We start from the raw sequence: 25,758 nt of genomic DNA, 5'->3' as shown, positions 1-25,758 counted from the left end.
TACCCTCGCGCAGTTCTCGTTACGAATTCAATCGGTCACGCAGCAATTTGCCCGCCTTAAAGAAGGGAACATGTTTTTCTTCGACTGATACAGTCTCGCCCGTCCGCGGATTGCGGCCCACGCGTGCATCACGCTTTTTTACCGAAAACGCGCCAAAGCCGCGCAATTCGACCCGATCTCCTCGCGCCATGGCTTCGATGATTTCGTCAAAAATTGCTCCCACAATCCGCTCAACATCGCGCTGATAAAGATGCGGATTTTCCTCCGCGAGTTTTTGCACAAGTTCTGATCTTATCATGTCATGCCTCCCCGCAAGCGCATGTGTGTTGCAAAACTGTATAAGCCTTTCATACGCGCCTAGGAACCGAAAAGCAGGATTTTTTTAAGGTTTGGCCACCAGATGCGCGGATATCAGCCCGCGGGCGAGGAAATTCAGCATATCGCAGAGATGTCACATAGACCTCTCCCTGTGCCCCCCCATGACGGACACACCGCGTGATTCGTGCAAGCGTTACGGAAAAATGGCGATCCCTCGAGGACTCGAACCCCGAACCTGCTGATTAGAAGTCAGCTGCTGATACTGTCCACTGTTGTCCGTTTCGCTGATTTTTTCTTTATTTTACTGTTATTAATTGCAGATTTGATGTCCATTGGGTACACTGTGGTGTCAGCGCATTAACAATTTTTGGCACCCCAGGTGGCACCCCAATATGCCTAGCTTCTCAAGTACACGTCTCAGCGACACGTTCATCAAGAACCTCAAACCACGTGAGGAACGTTACGAGGTTTATGATGCGAACCAACCGGGCTTCGCTGTCCGCGTTTCAAAGACGGGTATAAAATCCTGGATTGTTTTCGGCCGCATAAATCGTCAACGCGTGCGGCGGACATTGGGATCTTACCCTGCCATGTCTCTCTCCATGGCGCGAGAGCGTGCCCGTGAAACGCTACAAGAGATTCGCGATGGCATTTCGCAAAAACAAGTTGCGCCCTTGCGCTTTAAGGAGGGCCTAGAACTCTGGTATGAACGCGAGCAGGCTTCGCGCAAATCTTTTCGCAATGTACAAAACGCTATTGCTCTGCATGTTGAGCCGGCTCTGCGAGGCAAACTCCTCAATCAGGTAACGAAGCATGATCTGCTCAGCATCATTGACGGCTTAGAGGATGCCGAGAAGCGAACCCAAGCTAATCGAGTTAGGGCCTACCTAAAGCGGTTTTTCAAATGGGCTGCCGAACGCGACCTTATAGACCTCTCCCCGGCACAGCACCTGCCTAGGGCTGCGACAGAAGCATCTCGCGATCGCGTCCTAAGTCAGGATGAACTGCGCGCCGTGTGGCAGGCAGCAGAACAACTCGGCTACCCTTTTGGGCCTATGACGCAATTGCTGATCCTAACTGGTCAGCGGCGTGCTGAAGTTGCTGGCGCACTTTGGTGCGAGATAGACCTTAAGAATAGAACCTGGACCATCGGAAAAGAACGCTCGAAAAACGGTAAGGCCAATATCGTAGGTTTAAGTGAACAAGCCATGCGGCTCATCAAACAGCTGCCAAGACGCCTTGGAAGTGATTATTTATTCACGGTCACCGGCTCTACTGCATCAAGTGGTTTCAGCTATGCGAAAACCCGCTTGGACAGGGATAGTGGCGTTAGTGATTGGAGGCTTCATGATCTACGCCGCACGTTTGCAACGCACTCAGTTGAACACCTCTCTTTAGCGCCGATGGTCATTGATAAAATCCTAAGCCATCAAAGCGGTGTAGTTTCGGGTGTGATGGCCGTCTATCAGCGGCAAGAATTGTTGAGTGAGAGACGCAATGCCCTGCAATCATGGGCGGACTACTTGGACCATCTAAAAGCCAAACAAAACGGCGCCGCTTGATTTCCCTATATAGAGCAATAAGGGGGGGGTACCCCTTGCGAAACAAAACCTTGAATACCCTTTCTAAGCACCTGACCATATCCATTTACGTTTTACAAACCATTTACGCTACAAAAACACCACCGTAAATGGCCATAACCTTTTGTAGTTATTACAGAAAAACACCCTCATTTACGCCATTTTCCAAATTTTTCGCTAAATTTTTTTTAAGGTATCCCCCCCTAAAAGGTATATAAGGCAAATGACCTAGGTCCGAGGATCAGCCTTCAAGCACCAAGGCCTTGCTCAGCTTTTCTCGCCAATCCTTCGCCAAGTGTCCGCGGCCCACAGCCCAAGCTTCGATTTCTAAAAGCTCCGCACGGATTTGCCGTCCAACCGCAGCATTGCGCTTCGCTGCGGCCCGCTTCTCTTTCGTTAACCGCCCATGCGTGGTTTGTGCCGCTGCGATCCGCGCACGCCCTTTTGAGGTCCGAGGCCCGGTCGACTTGCCTCCGTGGCGCGTACAGCGCCCTGTTTTCTTCACTGCTGGGCGCTGGCAAGGAGTTCCAGCCCTGGTTCCAGCACCACAGCGTTGGCCTTCCCATTCTGGGCCAAACCTAGTCGCCAGGCCGATTTCATTACCTTTCATGAACCGCATCATAGCCCCCTATATGACTGTTATAGTATAACAATATTTATAGGGGACGTCGAGGCACGGGTTCCAAGAACCTCGGCCCGAGGCGCACGATCCGATCTAGGGGACCCTTACTTTTCACTGTTACAGAATGAGCTAAAGCAATCCTACTTTGGCGCACAAATGTCTTTATATTCGTCAGGTTGTCGGTGAAGTGAAAAGTTGAAAACGTTCTCGCGCAGCTCTTTACACCGATCCAAATTGATCTTAGCGATTACCAGTTCGTCCCCGACGCCCTGTGCTTTAGCCACAATTTCTCCAGTTGGCGCAATGATGCAGCTACCACCAATCAAATCACAATTTTCTTCGAGACCTGCTTTTGCAGTCCCAATCACCCAACATCCATTAGCGTAGGCACTTGCCTGCATGCACAGGTGATTATGGAAATCCTGCAAATGATCATGCTCAGGAGCAAGGGGATAATGTCGCGGTGTGTTATAGCCGAGCATAACTAACTCTGCTCCTCGCAAACCCATAACACGGAAGGTCTCTGGCCAGCGCCGGTCATTGCATATGCACATACCGACTTTGCCACCAAAGGCGTCAAAAACCGGAAACCCTAAGTCTCCTTTTTCAAAATAACACTTTTCGAGATGTTGAAATGGGCGCCATGGTTCATGTTCAAAATGGCCAGGCAAATGGATTTTACGGTATTTCCCAAAAATCTTCCCAGAACCGTCTACAATTATTGATGTGTTGAACCGTTGCTTCTTCCCATTTTGCACGACCAACTCAGCATAGCCTAGGTAAAAACCAACATTAAGTTTTGCGGCTGCGTCAAATAAAGGCTGCACGTCAGCATTCGGCATCTGAGTTTCAAACCATGCATCCAACTCAGCATCATCCTCAGTATACCATCTCGGGAAAAATGTGGTCAGCGCCAATTCTGGAAACACTACCACTTCAACGCCACGCGCTTTTGCTTCATGTAGCAATGAAACCATCCGAGACACAGCCGAACTGCGCGGTTCATCCTTAGCTATTGGCCCCAATTGGGCCGCTGCAGCCATATATTCACGCTTCATTTTTTTACTCTCATTAAGAGGCCAATTCGGCCTGGCCTAATACAACTCTCAGCAGCACATCGACACCGGGAGCAATATGCTCCGGAGCTGTAAATTCTTTGATGTTGTGGCTTAATCCGTCTTTCGAAGGCACAAAGACCATAGCGGTGGGACAATTTGGCGCGAACATCTGTGCATCGTGACCCGCGCCCGAGGGCATTAAGCGCACTGAATAACCCAAAGATTTTGCATGAGATTCAATCTCACCGACGAGACCTAAATCAAATTCAACAGGTGCAAACCTAGCAAGACTACGACGATGAACTTTACACCCCTGTGCCACAGCGAAATCTTCAGCCGCTCGATTGAGGCGCTCCTCAGCTTTTTTGAGCGTCTCATCGCAGGTGTTGCGCAAATCAACGGTCAATACTGCACGCTCAGGCACGACATTTACCAGACCAGGTGAAACGTCAAACATGCCAACGGTGGCCACTTGAGGCGGCCCAAAATCATTTGCAATAGCGCGAGCTTCAACGGCAATTTGTGAGGCAACCAGCCCCGCATCATGTCGCATCACCATTGGAGTAGTGCCCGCGTGGCAGGACTGCCCTTCAATTACATATTCGGTCCAAGAAATACCCTGCACGCCTGTCACCGCACCAATGGCCAAACTTTCGGCTTCAAGAACTGGCCCTTGTTCAATATGCAGTTCCAGAAAACAGTGAGGACGGAGAGCAAGCACTGAGGCTTTGCCTGCATAACCAATACGTAGAAGCTCTTCCCTTACCGTTTTGCCATCAATTCCCTGAACTGAGAGCATTTCATCCAAATCCAGCGCACCCTGGGCAACGCCCGAACCCATCATGTCGGGGGCAAACCGAGCGCCTTCTTCATTTGTAAAAAAAGCAACTCCCACTGGCCGGCAGGTCACTGCCCCTGCGTCATTCAAGGCCTGAATAATTTCAAGCCCCGCCAAAACGCCCAAGGCTCCGTCATACAAACCTCCAGTGGCGACAGTGTCTATATGAGACCCAATGATCACGGGTGCTGCATCTTTAGTGCCTGCGCGCACGCCCCAAGTGTTGCCAATAACATCAGTGGTAATTTGCAGGCCTGCCTCTTCCATCCACTGGATGACAAGGTCACGCCCTGCCCTGTCCTCATCGCTTAGAGCGAGACGCTTCACACCACCGCCGTGAAGTGCACCAATTTCGCCCAAGGCGAAGATACGGCCCATCAAGCGGTCTAAGTTGATCTGAACATTCATCTGTTTTTCCGAACTTCATCAGCACTGCGCCCTATCAATTTTACGTATAGATCAGGATCCGTATCGCTTTCGGTGCCAAATATGAGAACTCTAGAATTAGCATCCAAACTCAATTTGCTGCGCGCTTGGGAATGATCCGCAGCGGCCATCAGTGCAGCCAAGCCCGCCACGGCCGACTCTCCAGCAACGATTGGTAAGTCTTCTGCGGTCGGATTAGCCAAAACTCGCATCATCATTACTGCGTCATCATCCGTAACTGACATTACGGCATCGGCAGTTTGACGCAGGATATCCCAAGCGATCACACTAATTTCACCACAGGCCAGGCCCGCCATTAAAGTGTCTAAATCGCCATGCACTGGAGTAGGAATTCCGTGTCTTATGGATTCAAGCCAACAAGCAGATTGATCAGGATCCGCCAACACAATCACTGGCCTATCATTGCCATATCTGCGCTTGGTGTAGGCAGCCACTGCCGCCGCCATACCGCCAACGCCAGTTTGTAAAAAAATATGTGTAGGCGCAGCATCCAATTGGTCACAGGCTTCAGCGGCCATTAATTCGTAACCCTGCATCACGTCCTTTGGTATATCTGTGTAGCCTGGGTACGAGGTATCAGAGACAACGAACCATCCCTCTCGGGTAGCTGACTCTTGTGCCTCACGCACACTGTCATCGTAATTACCCTTGGTGCGGATTACAGTGGCCCCATAGGCCTCGATAGCGTGCTTGCGACCCTCGCTGACTGTCGAGTGAATTAAGATTACACACTTGCAGCCAAATGTCTGCGCACCCCAGGCGACAGAACGACCGTGGTTGCCATCTGTCGCGCAACACACAGTCACCTGAGATATTAAATCACTATGTGTACCGTCTAAGAGCGCACTAATTTTGGGCATTTCAATGCCTTTAATCCTTGCGATTTCACGACGCAACAACTGTGAAACGGCATAAGCTCCACCTAGCGCCTTAAAACTACCGAGACCAAAACGCGGGCCCTCATCCTTGTAATGTATGCTCTCAACACGTGCTTTGGCAGCGAGTGACTTTAGCTGGATTAGAGGGGTCGGCACATATCCAGGCCACGCAGAAATAGTGGACTTGGCAATAGCAAATGCGTCATCGTTTAAAACAGCCGATTGCTCCGGCCCATATGCGGCCCCCTTGCTTGCCATAGAATTAAGCAAGAGTTCATTGTCTTTCTCTAGGCCTAAAGTGTTGGTGAAGCGCACTGTCAAAGCTCCTCTCAAAGTGGGCGGCGAACGGCCCAGAAAGCATCCTGCCGCCACATTAAAGCTTCGCAACGGACACTAAAATATATTTCAAGCTCTTTTAATTTCAGGTTAAGGATGATATAAAAATTTCACAAAAGCAAGAACTATGAAAAATAAATTTCATGTAATTAAGCGGTGATCTGTGTGACAAAATATAAGAAAAAAGCGGGCGGACCTAGCTCACATAGTGTCATCGTAGATACCCTGCACAGAATTTATCAAGACTTCAGCAAGCAAGAAAAAAGGGTAGCCGATGTCATCCTTGATGCCCCAGGAGAGCTAGGGCTTTACTCTGCCTCTGAGTTGGCTGAACGAGCAGATGTGTCCAAGGCCACAATCACACGCTTCGTGAGGCGCGCCCAATTTTCTAGTTACGAAGAAATGCGGCTCGCCGCACGTGACGCTCGCAGCTGGGGTTCGCCCTTGTTTCAAACAGGACCGGCCAATAAAACTGCAGACAATGAATTTCTGTCAGACTTTTTAGAAGTAGAAACGCGCAATCTGACCCAAGCCCTTAACGGCTTGGTCCCGTCTGAAATTGACGAGATGGCCGATGCTCTAGTTGCCGCGCGCAACCTCGTTTTCATGGGATTTCGCAACAGCCATTTTTTGGCCAGCTACGCTCGCAATCAATTTCTACAATTTCGAAGTGGAACGCGCATTTCGCCTGGACCAGGCGAAACTATCACTGAGAGCACTGCGGACCTGAGAAGTGAAGATGTGGTTTTGGTTATCGGCTTGCGCCGCATCCTCAGCTCGTTAAAAAATGAAATGGAGGCTCTTCATGATCGTGGCGTCCCAATCCTATTACTCACAGATCCCTCCGCGCGTGTCGTGCCAGCATTTGCGCGATGGACCCTTACCTGTCCAGTTGAATCTCCTTACCTGTTTGACAGCTATTCAGGTGTTCAATCAGTATTACGGGTATTGGCATATAAAAGTTTTCAAAAAGCAGGAAAGCGGGGACGCGCTTACATGGAGGCTATTGAGGCGCGACATGCCGAAACTGGTGCGTTCGAATAGCTTAAATGGCGAAATTAACTCAACAAACTAATCGCCAATTGGTTGGTGCCGAATAGTGCCATGAAGAGCCCGCAGGGTGTTGCGGATTGACTGTAAATTAGCAGCGGCATCGGGCATCCGCGCCGCGATTGTTCCCATCAAACAATCGATAGTAAAAAGCTGCGCATAGCGCGTCTGTGCAGGCAGCATAAAAAAGGTGTGATCGTTGAAAAATTCGACCGGCAAGACAATTTCGCTCACCTTGGCCAGGGGACTATCAACTTGCGTAATCGCTAACGTCGTTGCGCCGTTCGATCGAGCCAATTCAATAGATTGCACCACTGGCGCGGGGACGCCGGTAGACGAAATAGCAACGAACAGATCGCCCTTCTTCGCGACGGCTGCCGCCATTCGTTGACGATAGGAATCCAGAATTGATTGGACGGGAAGACCAAGTCGAAACATTCGATTTTCGAGTTCTTCACACAACACACTTGATGACCCGCCCACGCCAATGCAGTAGGTGATCCGTGATTTGACGACCGCGGCGGCAGCCTCATCCAACACTTTGACGTCAGTTGCCTGCGCGGCGCCGCGCAATGCCCCCATGGATGAGTCAAGCATTACCTTAACCAATTCACTGGGGAATGCATGACCGTCCTCCACATGCGGCGTGTTTAACACCTGCGTCAGAATTAAATCTTGAGCGAGGCGATGCTTTAAAGCTTTAAAGCCTTCTAGGCCAATTCGACGGCACATACGTAAGACAGTTGGTTCGGAAACGGCAGCCCTATCCGCCACTGCTTTTATTGATGCATGTGAGACCCATTCAGTGTTTGCTAAAATGATACGCGCTACCTTGGCTTCGCCGTTGTTCAAATCGGGTACCGAGCTGCGCAGAATATCCAGCAAGTTGCCAGAACCACGGCTCGGTAATTTAGATTTGCCTGACGAGGATAGCGGTGGAGTACGTTTCGTCATATTGCAGTGCTTTCGTCAGTTGCGCGCGTTGGTATTTAGGTGGACCTCGGTCCACAATTCTCATTCATCAAACTTACAATCGCCTCAGAATGGGCAGAATAAATAAGGCGTGCGCGACAAAATAATCAACTCCGTCAGCAGCGATGATCATTTGACTTTTAGGGCCTGCATCGCCGCGATCTGATTTTATGGGGCAACCTGGCCAAGGTCCTCAACCACTGCCTTCAAACGCCTCACCACCTCCTCTGTTATCTTGTTTCCCTGCTCAACGCTCGCGGCATCAGGCTGGCCCACGACGCCACTACCACCGGAAATACTGTGCATTGAGCGATAAAGGGTGCCTCCACTCTTATAAAGCATTGAACCGTCGGCCCAGGCGTAACTTTTGACAAAGAACTCCCCTGCCGGCAAATCGATACTTGGCGCAACCGCTCCCGCTGCCATCATCAAGGAAGTCTCAAATTCACACGCATGGCCTGTCCCAAACTGTCCAGTCTCGCTGACTTCAGCGAGCGCATCCCGAGCTAAAGTCCACCACGTCACTAATGCAATTCGACACTCTGGGTGGGCGGCTCCGAAATCCTCTAAGATGACCTGACCAATAGCCTGATTTCCGCCGTGCGAATTGAACAGAAGAATATTCCTAAAGCCAGCGCCACAGACCGAATTTAAAATTGAAGTAACATATTCCATCATCACTCGATGAGGCACACTTAACGTTCCGCAAAAATCAAGATGATGCGCCGAGCACCCTACTTTCACTGTTGGAAGAATTAGTTGGCCCCCCGGATCATACTCATCAAGCTTAGACAAAAGATGAGACCCGATGACTACGTCAGTATCAACAGGCAGATGAGGGCCATGCTGCTCTATGGCCGCCAAGTTCAAAATAACTGGTGTGCTGCGCTCAACCTCCTCAATTCGAGCTGATGTCATCTTCTCCCAATACATGGCGTCCTCTACACATACAGACACAATTAAATACGTAGCGAAATTACTTAATGGCCAAAAAATTGCAAAAGAAATAGTTTTACTATCCAAAAATAAATTTCGTGTTACGGTTGAATCCTAACGATTCTTTTTTGTTAGAGCCGATCACGGAGAACGGATTGACCGACGCACCGCCCGAAAAAGATTATCCAGGATGGGAGTTTGCGGCCTTATGGAGCGACCGCATTAACCGCGCTGTGGAACTCATATTGGCCATTTTAATGGCGTTGCTTGTTCTAGATGTTTGGCTGGGTGTTATTGATCGCTACTATTTCCGTTGGCAACTCGATTGGCCTGAAGCATTTGCGCGATACCTAATGATTTGGGCTGCACTTCTTGCGATCTCTGCAGGAATTGCTCGCCGCGATCATATTGGCCTTATGAGTTTTGTTGGACGATTGCCTATGGGTATCCGTCGCGGATTGCTGATCTTTGCCGACTTAGTCACGCTCGCATTGTTTATCTATCTCTTTGTGACAGGCGTCCCATTTGCGGCAGGCGGCTTCGGTAGAGAGGCAATGATCTTCGGGGCGAGTATGGGTCCCTTCTTCACTGCCGTTCCCGCGGCCGCATTCTTGGCCTCAGTTCAAATGTTTCTGACACTGCTGCGCGATCTTGGATCGCATGCAGACAGGCCCAAACGAGAAGAAAGTTTGACATGATTGTAGCTGTTGTTTTCGTCGGACTTATTTTGATTGGAATGCCAATTGGCTTTGTCATTGGAGCCGCTGGTGTAGTTGGATTAATCTCGCTTGGAGGGACATCATTCCTCGCCATTTCACCATCGCGGATCTTCGCCGGGCTCGATCTTTTCCCGTTTTTAGCTATGCCTTTTTTTATACTTGCCGGCGAGATTATGAATGCGGTGGGAATTACACAGCGCCTCGTTGCATTTGCGCAAGCTCTAGTTGGGCGGTTCCGGGGCGGATTGGCACATTCCAATATGTTAGCTTCTGTATTTTTTGCAGGGCTGACTGGTTCGGCAACGGCTGATGCAGCAGCATTCGGGCGGACATTGGTTCCCGCAATGGTTAAAGCCGGTTATCGCCGTGACTATGCCTGTGCAGTTACAGCAGCAGGATCGATTATCGGACCCACGATCCCACCTTCTGGCTTAATGGTGATTTACGGGTCACTAATGGGCGTTTCGATCGCAGGACTTTTCGCGGCAGGTATCTTGCCTGGCCTTGCGATAGCCTTGGTCTGCATGGGCATTATTGTTATCGGGGGAAAGCGCGAGAACTTGCCCGTCGCAGAACGCGGCGCCACTTTTGCGGAAATTTGGGCAACTTTCAAACATTCGCTAACCGCACTATTTATGCCGATAATTATTCTTGGCGGCATATTGGGCGGCATCGTAACCCCTACCGAAGCCGCATCCATTGCGGTGGCATACGCACTATTTCTCGGCGGGGTCATCTACCGCACATTAGTGTGGCGAGACCTCTACCAAATGCTGATCCGCACTGCTCGGATAACAGGCGTAATTTTTGTGATTATCGCCTTTGCGAACATCTTAGGCTTCTGGCTGACTTTTGAGCGTATTCCGCAGGCTGTCGCACAGGCCGTGCTAACCCTCAGTGAGAACCCCTATGTCATTATCGCAATAATCGTTGCCCTACTCTTAGTGGTCGGCATGATTATGGACATTACTGCAATTCTAATCCTGCTGGCTCCAGTTCTTACGCCGCTGACCGCAAGCATCGGTCTGGAGCCAATTCACGCAGGAATAATCTTTGTCCTCGCCCTAAACATCTCACTAATGACCCCACCGGTTGGGGCATGTCTGTTCGTCTTGTCATCGGTGACGGGCGAAACTGTTGAACGGATTTCTATCAAGCTTTTCCCATTCCTTTTGGCGCAAATCGCAGTCCTATTTGCGTTCGCCTTTATGGAAGACGTCGCGCTAGCCCTGCCTCGTGCTTTCGGGTTTGCAAACTAAACTAAACCAACCAAGGAGGACCTTACGGATGACCAAACTTCGAACAATGACGGCAACACTCGCGCTGTGCGCGGTAGCAGCCACTGCTAATGCCGAACAAACACTTAGATTTGGAACCGACAATAACCCTGATGTTTTTGATAACCCACAACACGCTTGTGCAGGCGTATTCAGCAACATTATGGAGTCTGCCACAAACGGAGAGATTAACGTCGAAATTTTCGGTAATAACCAACTCGGCAACGCATCTGAGCACGTGCAGCAAGTTCGCGACGGTATTATCCACGCGACACTTTCCTCCACGGGCGCCATGGCGAGCTATTACCCGCGGATTGACGTGTTGAACATGCCATTCGCATTTGCCAACAACGCGGCGACATATCATGTGTTTGATGGCGCCTTTGGCCAAGCCTTGGCGGCGGATATCGAAGAAACGCTCGGCGACGTCGTCGTTCTTGGGTTCCCAGATACGGGCGGCTTCTTTGCCATTACCAATTCCAAACAGGAAATCGCGTCACTGGACGACATGGAAGGCGTGCGTATCCGTACGATGACCCTTCCCTCTCACCAGGTCATTATCCAAGCACTCGGTGCTGAAGCTTATCCACTGGCCTGGGGCGAAGTATATTCGGGCCTCCAAACTGGCGTAATTGATGGGCAGATGAACCCCATCCCAATTATTTCGTTCTCGAACTTCAATGAAGTTCAGCAGTACATGACACTGACAAACCACCTGTTCTCGCCATACACATTCTTAGTGAACCGCGCGATGTATGAGGGCCTCACGCCTGCGCAGCAGGCAACCATGCGCTTGGCTGCGGAAGAGTGTGTGGCCGCCAGCCGCGGGTTGGCACGCATAATCGAGGCATCTGACCGTGGTTTGGCGGGATTGATGCAGACTATGACAGTCACCGCACTAAACGACGAAACTCGGCAGGAGTTTGTCGATGCCGCCCAACCAGCATTTGAACAGCACATCGCAAACAACCTAGACGCCAAGGCAACCGAACTCCTCAACTTGATGAAGTCGGAGCTCGGGGCAGCAAATTCTCAACTTTATATGATGGATTAAGAAATAAGGGCGGCGGCGTTCGCGCCGCCGCCTCCACCGCCATAGATCGGGCATTGAATACAATAATGAATGACGAAAATTGAAAGAGTTTCGAATGTTGGACAATCTGCCCCCGGCTATGTTTTCTACGCTCGATACGCCTTCCGTCCTAGTAGACTTAGATATTGCGGAACGAAATATTCATCGGTTTCAGAGCTTTGCAAATAAAGCGCAAATAACCGTTAGACCTCACATTAAAACGCATAAGTTACCAGACCTCGCGAAGGCTCAAATCAAAGCGGGTGCAGTGGGCATAACATGCCAGAAAATCAGTGAAGCAGAGGTAATGGCAAACGCTGGTCTGGATGACATTCTCATTACATACAATATTCTTAGCGCATCAAAACTCGACCGACTAAATCGTTTGGCTAGTAAGATTAAATTAACGGTAGTCGCAGACAATCTCACTGTGATTGAAGGCTTGTCAGCAGCCTTTTCTAACACAACTCCGCTAAGGGTCCTTGTTGAGTGTGACACTGGTGCAGGACGATGTGGTGTCCAAACGCCTGAAGCAGCTTGTGAGATTGCGCAGCGCATCAACAACACAGCTGGATTAATGTTTAGCGGCTTGATGACCTATCCTCCTACTGACAGGGAAAGAGAGGTCCAACAGTGGCTGACAGATGCTCAGCATGCTTGCCTCAACGCAGGGCTTCAAGTTGATACAATATCAACCGGCGGAACTCCTGGTATGTGGAAGGCGGATCATGTGCCCGTTGCAACTGAGTATCGTCCGGGAACATACATTTATAACGACCGATCGCTTGTCACTCGAGGAACTGCCAAGTGGGATGATTGTGCACTTACCGTTCTAGCCACTGTTATTTCAACACCCACTGAAAAAAGAGCAATCATTGATGCAGGCTCAAAAGTTTTAACCTCTGATTTGTTGGGTATGGATGGCTATGGCTATGTCGTTGACCATCCTGATCTTACCATCAACGCATTATCAGAGGAGCATGGAATAATGCTTTCTAAAACACCCCACCAACTATCGGTGGGACAACGTGTGCGCATCATTCCCAATCACGCCTGTGTGGTCACTAACATGATGGATCGTATTACGCTGTTGCGTGGTAAAAAAATAGAAGGGGAAGAGATTGTAGCAGCTCGAGGCTGCGTCACTTGATCCTTAGTTAAATGGCTTTCGTCGTACTCAGGTTAAACCCTCAAAAACCACCCAAATAAAATAGGAAGGCTCTAAAATGACTAAAAAGCAAACCTTAGGCTCCTCCCATGTGCCACTGTCGCCCGCTGTACGTGCGGGAGATTTCGTTTTCGTCTCTGGTCAGGTGCCCGTCGGTGAGGATGGGGCTATCGTTCCAGGCGGGATCGGACCTGAAACTGACCAAGTACTGGCAAATGTGGCTAAAGCATTAGCTCTCGCTGGGTGTACACTAGCCGACGTCGTCAAAACGACAGTGTGGTTGAGGGACAGAGATGATTTTTCTGCATTCAATGAAGCTTATGGAAAACATTTCCCATCAGATCCTCCCGCCCGTTCAACAGCGGAGTCGCGATTGATGATCGATATCGCTGTCGAAATCGAAGCAATCGCCTACAAGCCACTATGACAGGGTCGATTGTATTACGCGGTGGCCGGGTAATTGACCCCGCTAATGGCGTTGACCGGGTCGCTGACCTAGTCCTTGGAAAAGACAAAGTCTTAGGCCTCGACGTGCCGGAACCGGATGGGGCACAAGTTATTGATTGCAAGGGAAGCATTGTAACCCCGGGCATGATTGACCTGCACGTACATGTTTATTGGGGCGGTACTTCTCTTGGCGTTAAGCCTGAAAGCTTCGCGGACAAATCTGCATGTACAACACTCGTGGATGCAGGCAGCGCAGGCCCAGGAAATTTTACGGGCTTTAGGGAGCATGTGATTGAGCAATCCAGGGTACGTATCCTAGCCTATCTCCATGTGTCGTTCGCAGGGATCTACGGCTTTGGCGGTAGGATTATGGTGGGTGAGAGTCACGATATGCGCCTGATGGCTGCACGTGAAGCTGCTGCGGTAGCCTCCGCTCACCCAGGCGTTATCGTTGGCATTAAAGTTCGAATAGGGGCCCACGCTTCTGGTCCATCCGGCATTGCTCCTCTCGACGTGGCGCAGGATGTGGCCGATCGAACAGGCCTGCCGTTAATGGTGCACATCGACGAACCGCCTCCATCTTATTCAGACGTTGTCGCGCGTCTTCGCAAAGGGGATGTCCTAACTCATTGTTTCCGACCCTTCCCCAATGCACCCTGCCATGGTGACGGCCGCGTGAGAGACGCTGTTTTGGCAGCTCGGGAGCGTGGTGTAATTTTTGATATCGCGCATGGTATGGGGTCATTTTCGTGGGATACCGCGCGAAAAATGGATGCTTCTGGGTTTAGACCTGATGTAATTTCATCAGACATTCATGCATTTTGCATTAACGGTCCGGCACATGACAATCTCAACGTTATGACCAAATTCCTAGCACTTGGCTGGTCAGTAGAAGATGTCATTGCGGCAGCAAGCATTGCTCCTGCTACAGTTCTTAGCCGGCCAGATCTTGGCCATTTGGGTAAAACTGCTCAGCCTGAGGCTAGCGTAATACGACTAACTCCAGGCACCGTCGATTTGGCAGATGTGACAGGTGAAATTGTGAGGCACGATAGCTTGTTAACACCAGTAGGAACTGTTTCTGGCGGGAAATGGTATCCAGCATGATTGTTCTGGTGGTGAGCTTTAGCCCATAATCTAGCAAACAACATCCAATAAACGCATGAGTAACTTTCCGTTACTTCAGCGATTTCTTGTGCTGAAAGGAAACTGCGCGTGGAACATCTAGAACTGAACCTGGCACATCTACGACAAAACTTACACAAATCACCTGAATTGGGCTTCCAAGAAACCAAGACCAAAGCAACGATAGCGGGCCTTTTGCATGATTTTGGTCTTGAGGTGTACGAAGGCACTGGCGTCGTTGGCGTTCTACGATCAGGTTCTGCTAAACACGCTATAGGCCTTCGTGCAGACATGGATGCATTGCCAATTTTGGAAAAAAGCACTCATGGATACGTCTCGGAGAATCGAGGCGTAATGCATGCCTGTGGTCATGACGGTCACACAACCATGCTCCTCGGAGCGGCGCATCGGCTCTCTTCTGATCCAAATTTTGACGGGACTGTAATCTTTTTATTTCAACCTAATGAAGAAAATGGCCTTGGTGCTCGAGCGATGTTAGATGAAGGCGTTCTACAACGTTTTCCAATTGAAGAGGTATACGCGATCCACAATCTTCCTGGGGCGCCCTTGGGTCAGGTTTCAACTCGCGTTGGATTGATTTGTTCCTCCGAAAGCCTGTTCGAAATCCATATTAGTGGACAAGGCGGACATGCATCTATGCCACAGGTTGGCCGCGACACCATCACCATTGGCTCAGAAATTGTGCAAGCGCTGCAAACCATCGTGTCTCGCAAAATTGCACCAGGGGCTGGAGCAGTCGTCTCAGTCACTGAATTTATCACAGACGGCAAGCGTAATGTTTTACCTGGTAAAGCCATCTTGAAAGGTGATGTCCGAGCGCGCTGCACCGAAGACCGCACAACCATCGAAACCTACATGCGGCAGATCTCAGGTGGTATCGCTTCTGCCCATGGGGTTAACGTGTCAGTCGATTTTCGGACCGAGTTCATTGAGACAATAAATTCAACAACTCCGACCCAAGCCGTCATTCGTGCTGGCAAAAAAGCTGGTTGCGATACCATTGGCGATCGAGATCCCATGAGCTTTTCAGAGGATTTTGCGCATTTTTGCCAAGAAGTGCCCGGCTGTCTTCTTCTTCTTGGAAACGGCCTCGACGGTCCGCACGGGCGGCCACTGCATTCCGACACTTATGACTTCAACGACGCACTTATACCCATTGGTGTTGAACTTTGGGTGCAACTTGTGAAAGACCGACTGCCCGCAAATCCATGACCAAGGCCCGCGGTCCGAGGAGTGCGGTCTGCATAGGGGGTCCCCGCCTCCTGCGCTAGCTTATCAATGCCCCGAATTGAGCCAAGTAACCCCTAAGCTTTTGGCACCCATATGGCACCCTATATAACTGTTATAGTATAACATAAATAGAGAGGGTGGCTAAGATGTACTTTCCAAGTTAGTTCCTGCTCAGGCTCTTAGGCTAAAAATATTATGGCAAGACCAATCAGGTCAGACCCGATTTTGCTATGGCTTCGAAATCTTCAAATGCCGCGACGCTTAGACGGCACTTCAAAAGTGAACGAGCGACACTAGGTGCAATTGTGAAGCAGTCATGCCCAATATCGGCAAGCGACACCATCTGGTCAGGTGAACGCAACGACGCCACTAGCACAGAGCAGGGTTTTTCGCATCCGTTATTCATTTGCGCCATCGTCGCTAGATGACCCATTGCGTCTACCCCGGCCTCCATCATCCGGCCAAAGTATGGAGCAATAAAATCCGCTTCCAGAGCCTGGGCCACGAACATTTGCTTGGCATCATAACAGGCAGTCATCAAAATCCGTCCTCCCAGTTCTTTTATGCCTGGCGTGGCACGAATTGCTGCCTCTACTAGTGGAATTTTCACAATTGTTTCGATGCCTGACTTCCGGCCTGCCTCATATAGCTGGCCGGCCCAGTCAACGTATCCTTCTATCGGACCAAAAACCTGCGCATGAAGCTCCACAGCGCCTAGATCCACGGCCTCAGCCGCCATACTCGTCCAATCGACATTCGGATAATCTAGACCTGCGCGCGCCGCCAATATCGGGTTTGTCGTAATGCCTCGAAATATCTGCGTTGGCATTAGGTCACGCCATTCTTGGCGATCAGCGGTGTCGAGATAAAGCTTCATAGTCTCTCTTCTAACAAGGCCTGCTCTAACCGCTCTGCAAAAGGCGGATCACAGCCCTCTTTAGTACAATTAAGACACGCGGCGTATATCGCACGTTTTATTAATGAAGCAAGTTTATCTGACGTAATCTGATCAAGGGCGTTAGATGTCAATTGATCATTGTTGGCCAAACCAGCAAGCAAGGTGCCCATGAATGTATCGCCAGCGCCTATGGTATCGACCAGTCCACTGAATTGGGGATTGGCAAGGCTCAGGTAATGTTGAGGGGTCCAAGCTTCAGCGCCCTCCGGGCCCTTGGTCAAAACAACTAGTTTAGCTGTAGTTTGCTCGCGCAGTTTTGTAATGGCATGTAAATAGTCCAGGCCAGGGTACAGCCAGTCTAAATCTTCATCGCTAAGTTTGACGATGCTTGAGTTGGTTAATAGTCGCGAAATTCGTTTCCTGTAGCTAACAGGATCAGTGATCAACGAAGCACGCACATTTGGGTCGAGAGAGGTACAGATGCCAAGTCTCGCGGCATCAATGAAAGCCTTTTCCCAAACAGCTGCATCTGAACCGTCTGCCAGAGCTAATGACCCGATGTGGAAATGCGTTGCAGCGGCAGGAAAGGCTGACTGCAAGATTTCAGTGGTCACCATGCGTTCAGCAGTGCCATCTCTCAAAAACTGGTATTTTGGCACCCCTTTTTCGAGCGTGACGATTGCTTGTGTGGTCGGCGCTGCAAGACGTGGCCCAGAGGTGACAACTCCCTGATCTTGTAGATGTGCCGCCAAGCGGTCGCCAAATGCATCGGACGAAATCGGCGTGATGTAATGAGTAGTTATTCCCTGACGCGCAAGGGCGACGGCTACGTTGTAGGGTGAGCCGCCTAGGTTGTGAAAGTAACCATCAGGCGCACTACCGCTTTGATCTTGGATGGAGTCGATGAGATTTTCACCACCGACGGCAATCAGGGATTTAGGTGGCATTAGCATTAAGTGCACGCGCTCTATCGAAGAGTATGGAAACAAAATTACTACCTACAGCCACGGCTGCTCCCAATACTAAGAATGGGACCGTGATTTGGTAGCCCATCGTTACAAGGGGCAGCATCATTAATACAAAGCAGGCAGATAGAACCCAAGTAAGCATCGTATTCCCTTTGAATACCACATATCCAGAAGCAAGTACCAACAAGGACAGAAGCGCAGCCGCGCCAATATTAGCGTTCAGAGCCGCCTCAAAAGCCTCCAAGTCAGACGGGGATAATAGGCGGGCATTTTGTCCAGGCGCTAATTGTGCACCCGTTGCTCTCAGCGCTTCTGCAGCATTATGTTCTAGGATCGCTATCTTGGCGCGTAAGTAAATTGCGCCAGGTGTCATAGCTGCCAAAAATGCCATCACCGTAGAAATTGCAGCTAGCAGTTTGCGCACACTTTCGGGATTTTTTGATTGCCTAACGATATCGATCCCCACAGCGATCAGAATAATTAGCCCTGTCACCACCATCTGCCAGAATGTGTCTAGCTGGGCGAGCGTCAGGCCGTTATTAATCAATTTTAGCAAGATCACGCCCATGAAGGTGCCCCACAGCGACCCCCGACCCCCAAAAAGTGAAGTTCCCCCGATTACCACTGCGGCAATCGCATCAAGTTCCCACATTTGGCCATAGTCCGACTTGGCGTATGGTGCGCGACCTAGGAACAGCAACGCACCCAATGCAGCAGTAAACGAACAGAACATATACGTGATTAACATGTAGCGAGCGGTGTTTATCCCGGCTTGGCGTGCTCCCGGCTCATTCGAGCCAATCGCGTATACCCAGCGCCCATAACGAGTGTTCGCGATAATGATAGTCAGCAGGATAAAAAAACCGACAAAGATTAGCATCGACATCTGAAAGGTTCGGAAGAAGTTTATCCAGTTGGCATCAACAAAACTGCCAATGCTATTCCAAACGCCAGTGAGCTCATCGTTTGTATAAGCCTCACGCAGACTTGCGAAAGGATTGTAGCGCCCAAAATAATCAAAGGTCGCTGACAGCTCAGGAGTTGCCTGGGCACCGGTTGCCAAATGGCCAGTGCCCCGCCAAATAGAAAGGCCTGCAAGTGTTACGATAAAGGCAGGCATGCCGAAATAGGCGACAAGTGAGCCGTTGAAGCAACCTACTGCTAGACCGAGGGCCAATCCTGTGAAGATTGCCACAGATGGCGGAAAGCCCCAGAAACTGACCACGTACCCAGTCAAGGCCGCAGCCATCCCCATCACGGAGCCAACCGACAAGTCGATCCCAGCAGTAATAATGACCAAAGTCATTCCCGCTGCAATAACTCCTATTGCCGCCGAGTTATTCAATATGGTCATTAAGTTAGAAGGATGAAAAAATGGTCGTCCAGTGGTGGCTAGTTCGATGGCAATGCCAAGTATCAGAATTGCCAAAAATGCACCCGACCAATCGGCACGGAAAAATTTTACCATTGCGATGACGGCACTGTCTTGCAGTGAACGTTTTTTTTGATTTTCCACGCCGCGCTCCATAGTTTTTGTCTCATCCAAATTTAAGGGATAAAAAAAGGGCGCGCCGTATGACGCGCCCCTCAACCTATTTTGCTAGATCACTCGATGCCAACCATTTCGCTGTAAACAGCTGAAGTCGAAGGTGTCACAAGGAAAAAGCCTGTGTCGATACGGGGCGATACGGTTTCACCACGAGCGGCTGCTGCTGCGGCACGGATGCCCTGATAGCCCATTTGGTATAGCATTTGGGCAGTGTCAGCATGTACCCAACCTTCGCGCATCGCGACGATCGCGTCGCTTGCGCCGTCGAAACCTACGAGTTGCACATCACCAGCGCCGTAACCAAGGTTGCGCAGAGCTGCAATGGCACCCATTGTGCCGCCATCCCAAGCATTGGCGACCATTGCAATATCCTGACGACTGTTAAGGATTGCCTCTACACCCTCTTGAGCTTCTTGGCTGTTCCATTCAGTTGGAACTTCGAGAATTTCGGAGTTTGGGCGCGCCGCAGAAAAGGCTTCGATAAAGCCATTACGACGTTCTTGACCAGTTGACTGTGCCTGGTTACCTGTCACGTAGATAATGGGCTGGCCATCATCGATCAGAGTTGCGGCAACTGCGCCTTGGACCTTCGCGACGGCGTAGTTGTCGGTGGCCACGAAAGATGTGACTTCGGCACCTGAGACGCCGGTGTCTACCGCAACAACAGGGATGCCCGCCGCCATCGCGTCATTGACTGCAGGGGCGATGCCCGCGCTGTCGACTGGTGCCACCGCAATGGCCGCAGCGCCTTGCGCGACTAGGTTCTCAAATACTTCCAACTGGCTTGATAGATCGCCCTGGAATGAGGGGCCAACTGCGACCAGCGTCACACCTTCCTCTGCGGCAGCGTCTTCTGCGCCTTGGTTGATCATCATCCATCCAGCATTGGTAGCGGATTTGGTGATATAGCCAATGACGTCTTGAGCGTTTGCTGCAGAGCCAATCAAAGCGGCGGCTACAGCCACGCTTGCGAGTTTAAGATTAAGTTTCAATTTAGAGTCCTCCCAAAAAACGCCGAGCCACATTCAGCAGGCATTGGCGACAGTGAAAGCGTCAAACTGGAGACATGTCAATAACTAATTCAATTTGATTTAATTATTGACTTAGTTGACACAATGATGCTCATTCCGTGTGCAGAAGCGTTGACTTTGGGAGGGTGGAAATGATGGCTGACCGTAAAATTGTTTTAGAAACACGTGGATTAACAAAGCACTACGGCGGTGTACAGGCTCTTAATGACGCTGATTTTAAAATGTATGCGGATGAGCATATAGCCATCGTTGGAGATAACGGCGCAGGCAAATCAACCTTTGTGCGAAATATCACAGGTGTCGAGCAACCCACCTCAGGCGAAGTTCTAATCGAAGGCGAATCTGTGCGGTTTAAGGCACCTGAAGATGCGCGCGCTTACGGGATTGAGACCGTCTATCAAAATCTTGCACTAGCTGATCACCTCAACGTGCCCGAAAATATTTTTCTGGGCCGCGAAGAAGTGTATTTTGAGTTTGGGCCGCTGTCTTGGCTTAAGAAAAAAGACATGGAGCAGAGAGCAGGTGAATTGCTGGAAGAGACGGGTATTAAGATCCCAGACACTAAGCAAGCAGTATCAGGAATGTCAGGAGGTCAGAGGCAGTGTGTGGCCATCAGTCGAGCAGCTGGCTGGGGAAGCAAGCTCATCATTATGGATGAACCGACTGCGGCACTGGGTATCCAGGAAACTACTAAGGTAGAAAATATTATTCGTGGGCTCAAAAAACGCGGCATTCCTGTGATCATCGTTTCTCACAATTTGAGGCAAGTGTTTAATTTGGTGGACCGTATAGTCGTGTTCCGTCAAGGCCGGATTGCCGGGGTTTTAGACGCAAAGACTGCAAGTGGGAACGAAGTCGTTGCAATGATCACTGGCGTCGATCAAGGCGTGCACGAAGATGCGAGTTATATCTAATGTTACTTGGCATTGATCCTGTGCTCGGCCCAGATTTGTTAGCGAACTTGCGCGCTATGGGGCATGGAGATGAAATTGCTATTGTCGATGGAAATTATCCTGCCGAGGCGCATGCGAAACGACTCGTAAGGGCAGATGGGCTATCTGTCGATCGAGTGCTTGCGGCAATCTTGTCGGTGCTACCTTTGGATTCTGATGTGAATTGCCCAGCGATACGGAGTTGTAATCCTGCTCAGCCTGATCGCCGATCCGAAGTTCACGAGAAAATAGACGGACACCTGATCGATGCACTCGGGCACATTAAACGAATTGAAGTTTCTCACGGGGCGTCTCTATACGATCGGATCCAACGTTGTTACGCAGTGGTTGCTACCAGTGAGATCAACCTTTTTGCGAATGTGATATTGCGAAAGGGCGTAATCGGCGGATGCATCGAAGTAGACGCTACTCATGTTCAACGCAAATGGGCAAAGGGTTGATGCCGAAAGACAAACATATCCAATCGCAAATCAAGCGCCCACACAATGAATTGCTTTTGTTGGAGCTGATAAGAGCAAATGGCTCGATGAGCAAAGCGGACCTTACACGCGCGTCTGGTCTTAGTGCGCAATCGGCAACAGTTATTGTGAACCGCCTCGTTAGCGAGGGGCTATTACGTGCTGAGGCTTCTATTAAAGGAAAAATTGGACAGCCCTCGACGCCTTACTCACTCGATCCGGATGGAGTTTTGTCAATTGGTATCAAAGTTGGCCGTCGTTCGCTTGAAGTCATAGTTATGGGATTTGACTATCAGATTATCGAACAGCGGCTCGAGCACTACGATTTTCCACATTTTCCGACAATCCGTGAAAGTGTGTTAAGGGAGGTTGCTACTTTGCTTGCAGCGCTGACCGATGGCCAACGTTCACGTGTTGTTGGTATCGGCATCGCACTACCCGATGAACTTGAAGCATGGGAAGCCACGGTCGGCGCTCCAGAAGGTGCAATGTCACATTGGGCTACAGCCAATCTTGCCACTGACTTGGAAAATGCATTTGCGCTTCCAGTCACGGCTCTCAATGATGCTTCTGCAGCCTGCTTGGCTGAAATAGCAACTGGTAACAGCCTAGGCTACGATTGCTTTGTTTATATTTATGTTGGCACATTTATTGGTGGAGGCATCGCCGTAAACGGCAAACTATACACTGGTCAAAATAATCTTGCCGGTGCCATAGCCTCAATGCCAATATCTGTAGTGGCAGAAGGAAAGGCCCAACAATTATTGGAAGGCGCCTCGCTGCACTATTTAGAAGAAAGTGCAGAAGCTGGCGGTCTGGCCTCGGACGTTTTCTATACGGAAAATCTGCATGATGATACTGCCAGAGCGGTTTTTAGAAGTTGGCTTGATGTAGCCGCACCACAAATCGCCTTTGCCGCAGTAATTGCACAAGCCCTGTTTGATGCTGATGCAATAATCGTTGACAGCTCACTCACACGCCATCTCAACGCTGAACTTATAAAGGCCGTTAATGACGCCGCTTTCGCTCATTATGATCATCGCGGATTAAAAGGCACCACCATTATTTCTGGTGAGATAGGTATTTCCGCCCGTGCTATTGGCTCTGGCATTGCACCTATCTTGGCTGAATATGCTTTGGACAAAACCTAACCATCACAAAGATCAAAACAATTTTATGCCCGCGATTGGATGGTCTTGTTTAGTTGTTAATGTATTGTGGCCCTCTGCTCTGAAGCTGCAATGTTTTACACGATTGAAATCAAATAAACCGATAGCTTAGGGTAAGATATAGATCTCTTGATTTCCAATATGTTTGATGACTGCGCGACAAAGCTACCTCCAAGTCCCCCATCAAAACCATCCTCCAATAAATCTACCAACCCATGACCGAGGCCCGAGGTCCGAGGCGCACGGTCTGATATTAGGGGGCTCCCGGTGCACGATTCTTTGTTGCTGGAATTTGATCAGGCCAAGTAACCCCGGACCATTTTTGGCACCCTATGGCACCCTGGATAGGTCTCAAGACTTACCAAAACTATCTAAGTTATTGATTTAATGGCGATCCCTCGAGGACTCGAACCCCGAACCTGCTGATTAGAAGTTAGTCGCTCCGTGTCTCTCATCAGTCATCATGTAACTCATAGCATCTCATTAAGTCCTTTATATTTTGGATTATTTTGGGTTGATTGAAATCATACAGGATCATACATTACATGAAAGCGCAAAAAAATGTTTCCCCATAGTTTCCTCAAATGGCAAGCAAACTCAAGTTTACCGACCAATGGCTCAAAACCCTGAAGGCTGATTCGGAACTGGAAAGGCACTTCGGTGACCTTGCCTGCAAAGGTCTGAGCCTAAAGTTAACAAAGAAAGGCGTTAAGTCCTTCAGCTACACATTCAGGCTAGGCTCCAAGACTGGAAGGGTAACGCTAGGCCCCTACCCTGACATTGGCTTAGGTGACGCTAGAAACAAGGTGGAAGAACTAAGAAGGCTAGTAGTTTCTGGCAATGACCCCCGGCACGCTAAAGCGCATGAGAAAGCCCAGAGAGAGCAAACCGTCGCTGAGATGGTGCCAGAGTTCATTGAACGCTACGCCAAGCCAAAAAACAAAAGCTGGAAACAAGCTGAGAACAATCTGAAGCTATACCTTGTATCAGCCTTGGGTCAGCGGCCAGTATCCAAAGTCAGCCGCCGCGATATTCACACGATCCTTGATAAGCTGATCGAAGAGGATAAGGGCCCGAGCGCGAACCGTGCTCTCGCTCATATCCGGAAGTTTTTTGGATGGCTGGTTGAACGTGATTATGTTGAACATTCGCCTGCTGACCATATTAAAAAACCCTTCTCAGAGAAGCGCAGAGAGCGCGTTCTGAGTGACAAGGAAATTAAAGCGATATGGAATGCCTCAGAGGCGCTTAGCCCCCCCTACAAGGCGTGGTTAAGACTCTCATTGCTGTGTGGTCAGCGAGAGATGGAGACCGCCTCTATGAGGCGCTCACGTATAGATGGCGGCCTTTGGTTTCTGTCGTCTAACGACACCAAGAATAAGCGCGAGAATGTCCTACCCCTGTCAAAGCAGGCAGCGGCTATTGTCGAGGAGTTGCTTCAGTCAGAGGGTGAATACCTACTATCAACCGGCAGAATTGGCGACAAACCCCTGAACGGATTTTCGAAAGCCAAAGCGCAAATTGATCGTGCATCAGGCATAGCGGACTGGCGCTTCCATGATCTGCGTGCCTCTGTAGCGACCAACCTTGGACGCCTGGGATTTGATCGCTTTACAATCAAACTCGTGCTTAACCACAAAGACTCCGGGGTAACAGCTGTATATGATCGCTACACTTACCTCGATGAGAAGCGGGCTGCATTGGAGAAATGGGCGGATCGGCTGGATGAAATCGTCAGAGAGTAACCGTGAAGACAATGCAAATATTGCCCTAGATGATTGGCTGGAAGAACTCCATTCGCGCCTGGGTGCGACGCAAGAACTGATGGAGAGCTACCTTTCACGCGACGATAGTTATTTTACCAAACTTGCAGCAGACACAAAGAATACAACAGTGGAGAACTCGCCTGAAGAAATTCAGCAAGCGAACAGGCGACTTGTTCTGAAACAATTAATTCACGTGTTTCGTCCGCTGAAAAAAGTCCTCAAGCATTTAGATGAGGACCTACCCTTAGCCGTAATTGACCGGCTGGTTGAAGAATTGTGGGAGATTGAAAGAGGTGGGCGCAACTGGCTTCTGGTAAAGCCGCTTGGGATGGGGCGAGGCAATCGACCAGCGGTAACGAGTTCAGTGCATCGTGCGCTTTTGGTGTGCGCCTATGACAAAATGATAGCGGAAGGCTGTAAAAGAGAGACGGCGGTTGCGCATATTGCAGACAGGACGGGTTTGGCAAAAAGCACCATATCTTCAACAGTTAAGGACTTTAAAGAGGGTGCGAAAGATCAAGGGTCTCTTACCCTTTACAAGGAACTTTCGGGCCAAGACCATTCTTCTGAGACGTTCCTAATGCTTTTCAATAAAGAACATCTGCCGCAAAGGGGTTAATTCCCCAATTAGCCTCAGCACACTGGTGGCAGCATCCCTTTCAGGTAAAGCACGAAAGGAGCTGCCCATGAGACTACTGAAAGCCAAAGACGTTGCTGAGCGGACATCGGTTTCGACAGCGCAAATATATCGGATGGTAAAAGACGAGCGCTTTCCAGCGCCTATAAAAATTTCTGACTGCCGACGTGGTTGGTTGGAAAGCGAAGTCGATCAGTGGATTTCTGACTGCATCAGTAGAAATCGCTAGACCGTT

The 25,758-nt window shown here is 49.9% G+C and carries 26 protein-coding genes; 15 read left to right on the top strand and 11 right to left on the bottom strand.

Annotation, left to right across the window (positions count from 1 at the left end; all coding sequences use genetic code 11):
- Positions 1-19: 19 nt before the first annotated feature.
- Positions 20-298 (bottom strand): integration host factor subunit beta, encoded by a 279-nt coding sequence (ihfB, locus tag AAC632_RS05915; protein WP_317656384.1) that lies wholly within the window; start codon positions 296-298, stop codon positions 20-22.
- 412 nt (positions 299-710) lie between these two features.
- Here ihfB and AAC632_RS05910 point away from each other — a divergent pair, with 412 nt between their 5' ends.
- On the top strand, positions 711-1,880 hold the full coding sequence (locus tag AAC632_RS05910) for a tyrosine-type recombinase/integrase (protein WP_340297679.1): 1,170 nt from the start codon (positions 711-713) through the stop codon (positions 1,878-1,880).
- Positions 1,881-2,139: 259 nt separating this feature from the next.
- Here AAC632_RS05910 and AAC632_RS05905 read toward each other — a convergent pair whose 3' ends face one another.
- From AAC632_RS05905 to AAC632_RS05890, 4 genes are all read right to left on the bottom strand, one after another.
- Complete coding sequence (locus tag AAC632_RS05905; RefSeq protein ID WP_340299915.1) at positions 2,140-2,508, bottom strand: HGGxSTG domain-containing protein; 369 nt, start codon at positions 2,506-2,508, stop codon at positions 2,140-2,142.
- A 152-nt stretch (positions 2,509-2,660) separates the two neighbouring features.
- Positions 2,661-3,578, bottom strand: a complete 918-nt coding sequence (locus AAC632_RS05900; RefSeq protein ID WP_340297683.1) for an N-carbamoyl-D-amino-acid hydrolase — start codon at positions 3,576-3,578, stop codon at positions 2,661-2,663.
- Between the two features lie 13 nt (positions 3,579-3,591).
- On the bottom strand, positions 3,592-4,824 hold the full coding sequence (locus tag AAC632_RS05895; protein WP_340297685.1) for a Zn-dependent hydrolase: 1,233 nt from the start codon (positions 4,822-4,824) through the stop codon (positions 3,592-3,594).
- Positions 4,821-6,056 carry a diaminopropionate ammonia-lyase gene (locus tag AAC632_RS05890; protein WP_340297687.1) on the bottom strand — a complete coding sequence of 412 codons (1,236 nt, stop codon included), beginning with the start codon at positions 6,054-6,056 and terminating at the stop codon, positions 4,821-4,823. Before AAC632_RS05890 ends, AAC632_RS05895 begins: the two co-directional genes overlap by 4 nt.
- A 186-nt stretch (positions 6,057-6,242) precedes the next feature.
- Between AAC632_RS05890 and AAC632_RS05885 the strand changes: the two genes are divergently transcribed.
- Positions 6,243-7,121 carry a MurR/RpiR family transcriptional regulator gene (locus AAC632_RS05885; protein WP_340297689.1) on the top strand — a complete coding sequence of 293 codons (879 nt, stop codon included), beginning with the start codon at positions 6,243-6,245 and terminating at the stop codon, positions 7,119-7,121.
- Positions 7,122-7,148: 27 nt separating this feature from the next.
- Here the strand turns inward: AAC632_RS05885 and AAC632_RS05880 are convergent, their stop codons facing one another.
- Together AAC632_RS05880 and AAC632_RS05875 are read right to left on the bottom strand one after the other, a co-directional pair.
- Positions 7,149-8,081, bottom strand: a complete 933-nt coding sequence (locus tag AAC632_RS05880; RefSeq protein WP_340297691.1) for a MurR/RpiR family transcriptional regulator — start codon at positions 8,079-8,081, stop codon at positions 7,149-7,151.
- Positions 8,082-8,267: 186 nt separating this feature from the next.
- Positions 8,268-9,122, bottom strand: coding sequence for a creatininase family protein (locus tag AAC632_RS05875; RefSeq protein ID WP_340297693.1), 855 nt, complete (start codon positions 9,120-9,122; stop codon positions 8,268-8,270).
- 68 nt (positions 9,123-9,190) lie between these two features.
- Between AAC632_RS05875 and AAC632_RS05870 the strand changes: the two genes are divergently transcribed.
- From AAC632_RS05870 to AAC632_RS05840, 7 genes are all read left to right on the top strand, one after another.
- Positions 9,191-9,733 carry a TRAP transporter small permease gene (locus AAC632_RS05870; protein WP_340297695.1) on the top strand — a complete coding sequence of 181 codons (543 nt, stop codon included), beginning with the start codon at positions 9,191-9,193 and terminating at the stop codon, positions 9,731-9,733.
- A complete protein-coding gene (locus AAC632_RS05865) occupies positions 9,730-11,013 on the top strand; it encodes a TRAP transporter large permease (RefSeq protein ID WP_340297697.1) in 1,284 nt (427 codons plus the stop codon). The genes AAC632_RS05870 and AAC632_RS05865 overlap by 4 nt, the downstream gene beginning before the upstream one ends.
- 28 nt (positions 11,014-11,041) lie before the next feature.
- Positions 11,042-12,085, top strand: coding sequence for a TRAP transporter substrate-binding protein (locus tag AAC632_RS05860; protein WP_340254707.1), 1,044 nt, complete (start codon positions 11,042-11,044; stop codon positions 12,083-12,085).
- Positions 12,086-12,179: 94 nt separating this feature from the next.
- Positions 12,180-13,253, top strand: a complete 1,074-nt coding sequence (locus tag AAC632_RS05855; protein WP_340297699.1) for a D-TA family PLP-dependent enzyme — start codon at positions 12,180-12,182, stop codon at positions 13,251-13,253.
- 76 nt (positions 13,254-13,329) lie between these two features.
- Complete coding sequence (locus AAC632_RS05850) at positions 13,330-13,698, top strand: RidA family protein (RefSeq protein ID WP_340297701.1); 369 nt, start codon at positions 13,330-13,332, stop codon at positions 13,696-13,698.
- Positions 13,695-14,825 (top strand): amidohydrolase/deacetylase family metallohydrolase, encoded by a 1,131-nt coding sequence (locus AAC632_RS05845; RefSeq protein WP_340297703.1) that lies wholly within the window; start codon positions 13,695-13,697, stop codon positions 14,823-14,825. Before AAC632_RS05850 ends, AAC632_RS05845 begins: the two co-directional genes overlap by 4 nt.
- Positions 14,826-14,933: 108 nt before the next feature.
- On the top strand, positions 14,934-16,076 hold the full coding sequence (locus AAC632_RS05840) for an amidohydrolase (RefSeq protein WP_340297705.1): 1,143 nt from the start codon (positions 14,934-14,936) through the stop codon (positions 16,074-16,076).
- A 226-nt stretch (positions 16,077-16,302) separates the two neighbouring features.
- Here the strand turns inward: AAC632_RS05840 and AAC632_RS05835 are convergent, their stop codons facing one another.
- The 4 genes from AAC632_RS05835 to AAC632_RS05820 form a co-directional block, all read right to left on the bottom strand.
- The gene (locus tag AAC632_RS05835; protein ID WP_340297707.1) at positions 16,303-16,971 is read right to left on the bottom strand and encodes a transaldolase family protein; all 669 of its coding nucleotides are present in this window, start codon (positions 16,969-16,971) and stop codon (positions 16,303-16,305) included.
- Positions 16,968-17,945 (bottom strand): carbohydrate kinase family protein, encoded by a 978-nt coding sequence (locus AAC632_RS05830; RefSeq protein WP_340299891.1) that lies wholly within the window; start codon positions 17,943-17,945, stop codon positions 16,968-16,970. The genes AAC632_RS05835 and AAC632_RS05830 overlap by 4 nt, the downstream gene beginning before the upstream one ends.
- Complete coding sequence (locus AAC632_RS05825; RefSeq protein WP_340297712.1) at positions 17,929-19,476, bottom strand: ABC transporter permease; 1,548 nt, start codon at positions 19,474-19,476, stop codon at positions 17,929-17,931. The genes AAC632_RS05830 and AAC632_RS05825 overlap by 17 nt, the downstream gene beginning before the upstream one ends.
- Before the next feature lie 89 nt (positions 19,477-19,565).
- Complete coding sequence (locus tag AAC632_RS05820; protein WP_340261687.1) at positions 19,566-20,501, bottom strand: sugar ABC transporter substrate-binding protein; 936 nt, start codon at positions 20,499-20,501, stop codon at positions 19,566-19,568.
- Positions 20,502-20,674: 173 nt separating this feature from the next.
- On the opposite strand from AAC632_RS05820, the gene AAC632_RS05815 reads away from it, so the two are divergent.
- The 6 genes from AAC632_RS05815 (at position 20,675) to AAC632_RS12225 (ending at position 25,752) form a co-directional block, all read left to right on the top strand.
- Positions 20,675-21,454: an ATP-binding cassette domain-containing protein gene (locus AAC632_RS05815; protein ID WP_340299889.1), complete on the top strand. Its 780-nt coding sequence runs from the start codon at positions 20,675-20,677 to the stop codon at positions 21,452-21,454.
- Positions 21,454-21,933, top strand: a complete 480-nt coding sequence (locus tag AAC632_RS05810) for an RbsD/FucU family protein (protein ID WP_340261691.1) — start codon at positions 21,454-21,456, stop codon at positions 21,931-21,933. The genes AAC632_RS05815 and AAC632_RS05810 overlap by 1 nt, the downstream gene beginning before the upstream one ends.
- A complete protein-coding gene (locus tag AAC632_RS05805; protein ID WP_340297717.1) occupies positions 21,933-23,102 on the top strand; it encodes an ROK family transcriptional regulator in 1,170 nt (389 codons plus the stop codon). The genes AAC632_RS05810 and AAC632_RS05805 overlap by 1 nt, the downstream gene beginning before the upstream one ends.
- Positions 23,103-23,704: 602 nt before the next feature.
- Entirely contained in the window at positions 23,705-24,865 is a 1,161-nt protein-coding gene (locus AAC632_RS05800) for a tyrosine-type recombinase/integrase (RefSeq protein ID WP_340299887.1), read from the top strand.
- Positions 24,846-25,505: a hypothetical protein gene (locus tag AAC632_RS05795; RefSeq protein WP_340299885.1), complete on the top strand. Its 660-nt coding sequence runs from the start codon at positions 24,846-24,848 to the stop codon at positions 25,503-25,505. Before AAC632_RS05800 ends, AAC632_RS05795 begins: the two co-directional genes overlap by 20 nt.
- A gap of 67 nt (positions 25,506-25,572) precedes the next feature.
- Positions 25,573-25,752 (top strand): helix-turn-helix transcriptional regulator, encoded by a 180-nt coding sequence (locus tag AAC632_RS12225; RefSeq protein ID WP_445322685.1) that lies wholly within the window; start codon positions 25,573-25,575, stop codon positions 25,750-25,752.
- Positions 25,753-25,758 lie beyond the last annotated feature (6 nt).

Source organism: Roseobacter sp. HKCC-CH-9351 (genome assembly GCF_037830295.1).
Taxonomy (GTDB): Bacteria; Pseudomonadota; Alphaproteobacteria; order Rhodobacterales; family Rhodobacteraceae; genus M30B80.
This window is presented reverse-complemented; position numbering and strand designations above follow the sequence as displayed.

What these genes read in the sequence shown, in the direction of transcription:
- ihfB (WP_317656384.1), bottom strand. Translation starts at nt 298, where the DNA reads ATGATAAGATCAGAACTTGTGCAAAAACTCGCGGAGGAAAATCCGCAT.
- AAC632_RS05910 (WP_340297679.1), top strand. Translation starts at nt 711, where the DNA reads ATGCCTAGCTTCTCAAGTACACGTCTCAGCGACACGTTCATCAAGAAC.
- AAC632_RS05905 (WP_340299915.1), bottom strand. Translation starts at nt 2,508, where the DNA reads ATGAAAGGTAATGAAATCGGCCTGGCGACTAGGTTTGGCCCAGAATGG.
- AAC632_RS05900 (WP_340297683.1), bottom strand. Translation starts at nt 3,578, where the DNA reads ATGAAGCGTGAATATATGGCTGCAGCGGCCCAATTGGGGCCAATAGCT.
- AAC632_RS05895 (WP_340297685.1), bottom strand. Translation starts at nt 4,824, where the DNA reads ATGAATGTTCAGATCAACTTAGACCGCTTGATGGGCCGTATCTTCGCC.
- AAC632_RS05880 (WP_340297691.1), bottom strand. Translation starts at nt 8,081, where the DNA reads ATGACGAAACGTACTCCACCGCTATCCTCGTCAGGCAAATCTAAATTA.
- AAC632_RS05865 (WP_340297697.1), top strand. Translation starts at nt 9,730, where the DNA reads ATGATTGTAGCTGTTGTTTTCGTCGGACTTATTTTGATTGGAATGCCA.
- AAC632_RS05860 (WP_340254707.1), top strand. Translation starts at nt 11,042, where the DNA reads ATGACCAAACTTCGAACAATGACGGCAACACTCGCGCTGTGCGCGGTA.
- AAC632_RS05855 (WP_340297699.1), top strand. Translation starts at nt 12,180, where the DNA reads ATGTTGGACAATCTGCCCCCGGCTATGTTTTCTACGCTCGATACGCCT.
- AAC632_RS05850 (WP_340297701.1), top strand. Translation starts at nt 13,330, where the DNA reads ATGACTAAAAAGCAAACCTTAGGCTCCTCCCATGTGCCACTGTCGCCC.
- AAC632_RS05845 (WP_340297703.1), top strand. Translation starts at nt 13,695, where the DNA reads ATGACAGGGTCGATTGTATTACGCGGTGGCCGGGTAATTGACCCCGCT.
- AAC632_RS05835 (WP_340297707.1), bottom strand. Translation starts at nt 16,971, where the DNA reads ATGAAGCTTTATCTCGACACCGCTGATCGCCAAGAATGGCGTGACCTA.
- AAC632_RS05830 (WP_340299891.1), bottom strand. Translation starts at nt 17,945, where the DNA reads ATGCTAATGCCACCTAAATCCCTGATTGCCGTCGGTGGTGAAAATCTC.
- AAC632_RS05815 (WP_340299889.1), top strand. Translation starts at nt 20,675, where the DNA reads ATGGCTGACCGTAAAATTGTTTTAGAAACACGTGGATTAACAAAGCAC.
- AAC632_RS05810 (WP_340261691.1), top strand. Translation starts at nt 21,454, where the DNA reads ATGTTACTTGGCATTGATCCTGTGCTCGGCCCAGATTTGTTAGCGAAC.
- AAC632_RS05805 (WP_340297717.1), top strand. Translation starts at nt 21,933, where the DNA reads ATGCCGAAAGACAAACATATCCAATCGCAAATCAAGCGCCCACACAAT.
- AAC632_RS05800 (WP_340299887.1), top strand. Translation starts at nt 23,705, where the DNA reads ATGGCAAGCAAACTCAAGTTTACCGACCAATGGCTCAAAACCCTGAAG.
- AAC632_RS05795 (WP_340299885.1), top strand. Translation starts at nt 24,846, where the DNA reads ATGAAATCGTCAGAGAGTAACCGTGAAGACAATGCAAATATTGCCCTA.
- AAC632_RS12225 (WP_445322685.1), top strand. Translation starts at nt 25,573, where the DNA reads ATGAGACTACTGAAAGCCAAAGACGTTGCTGAGCGGACATCGGTTTCG.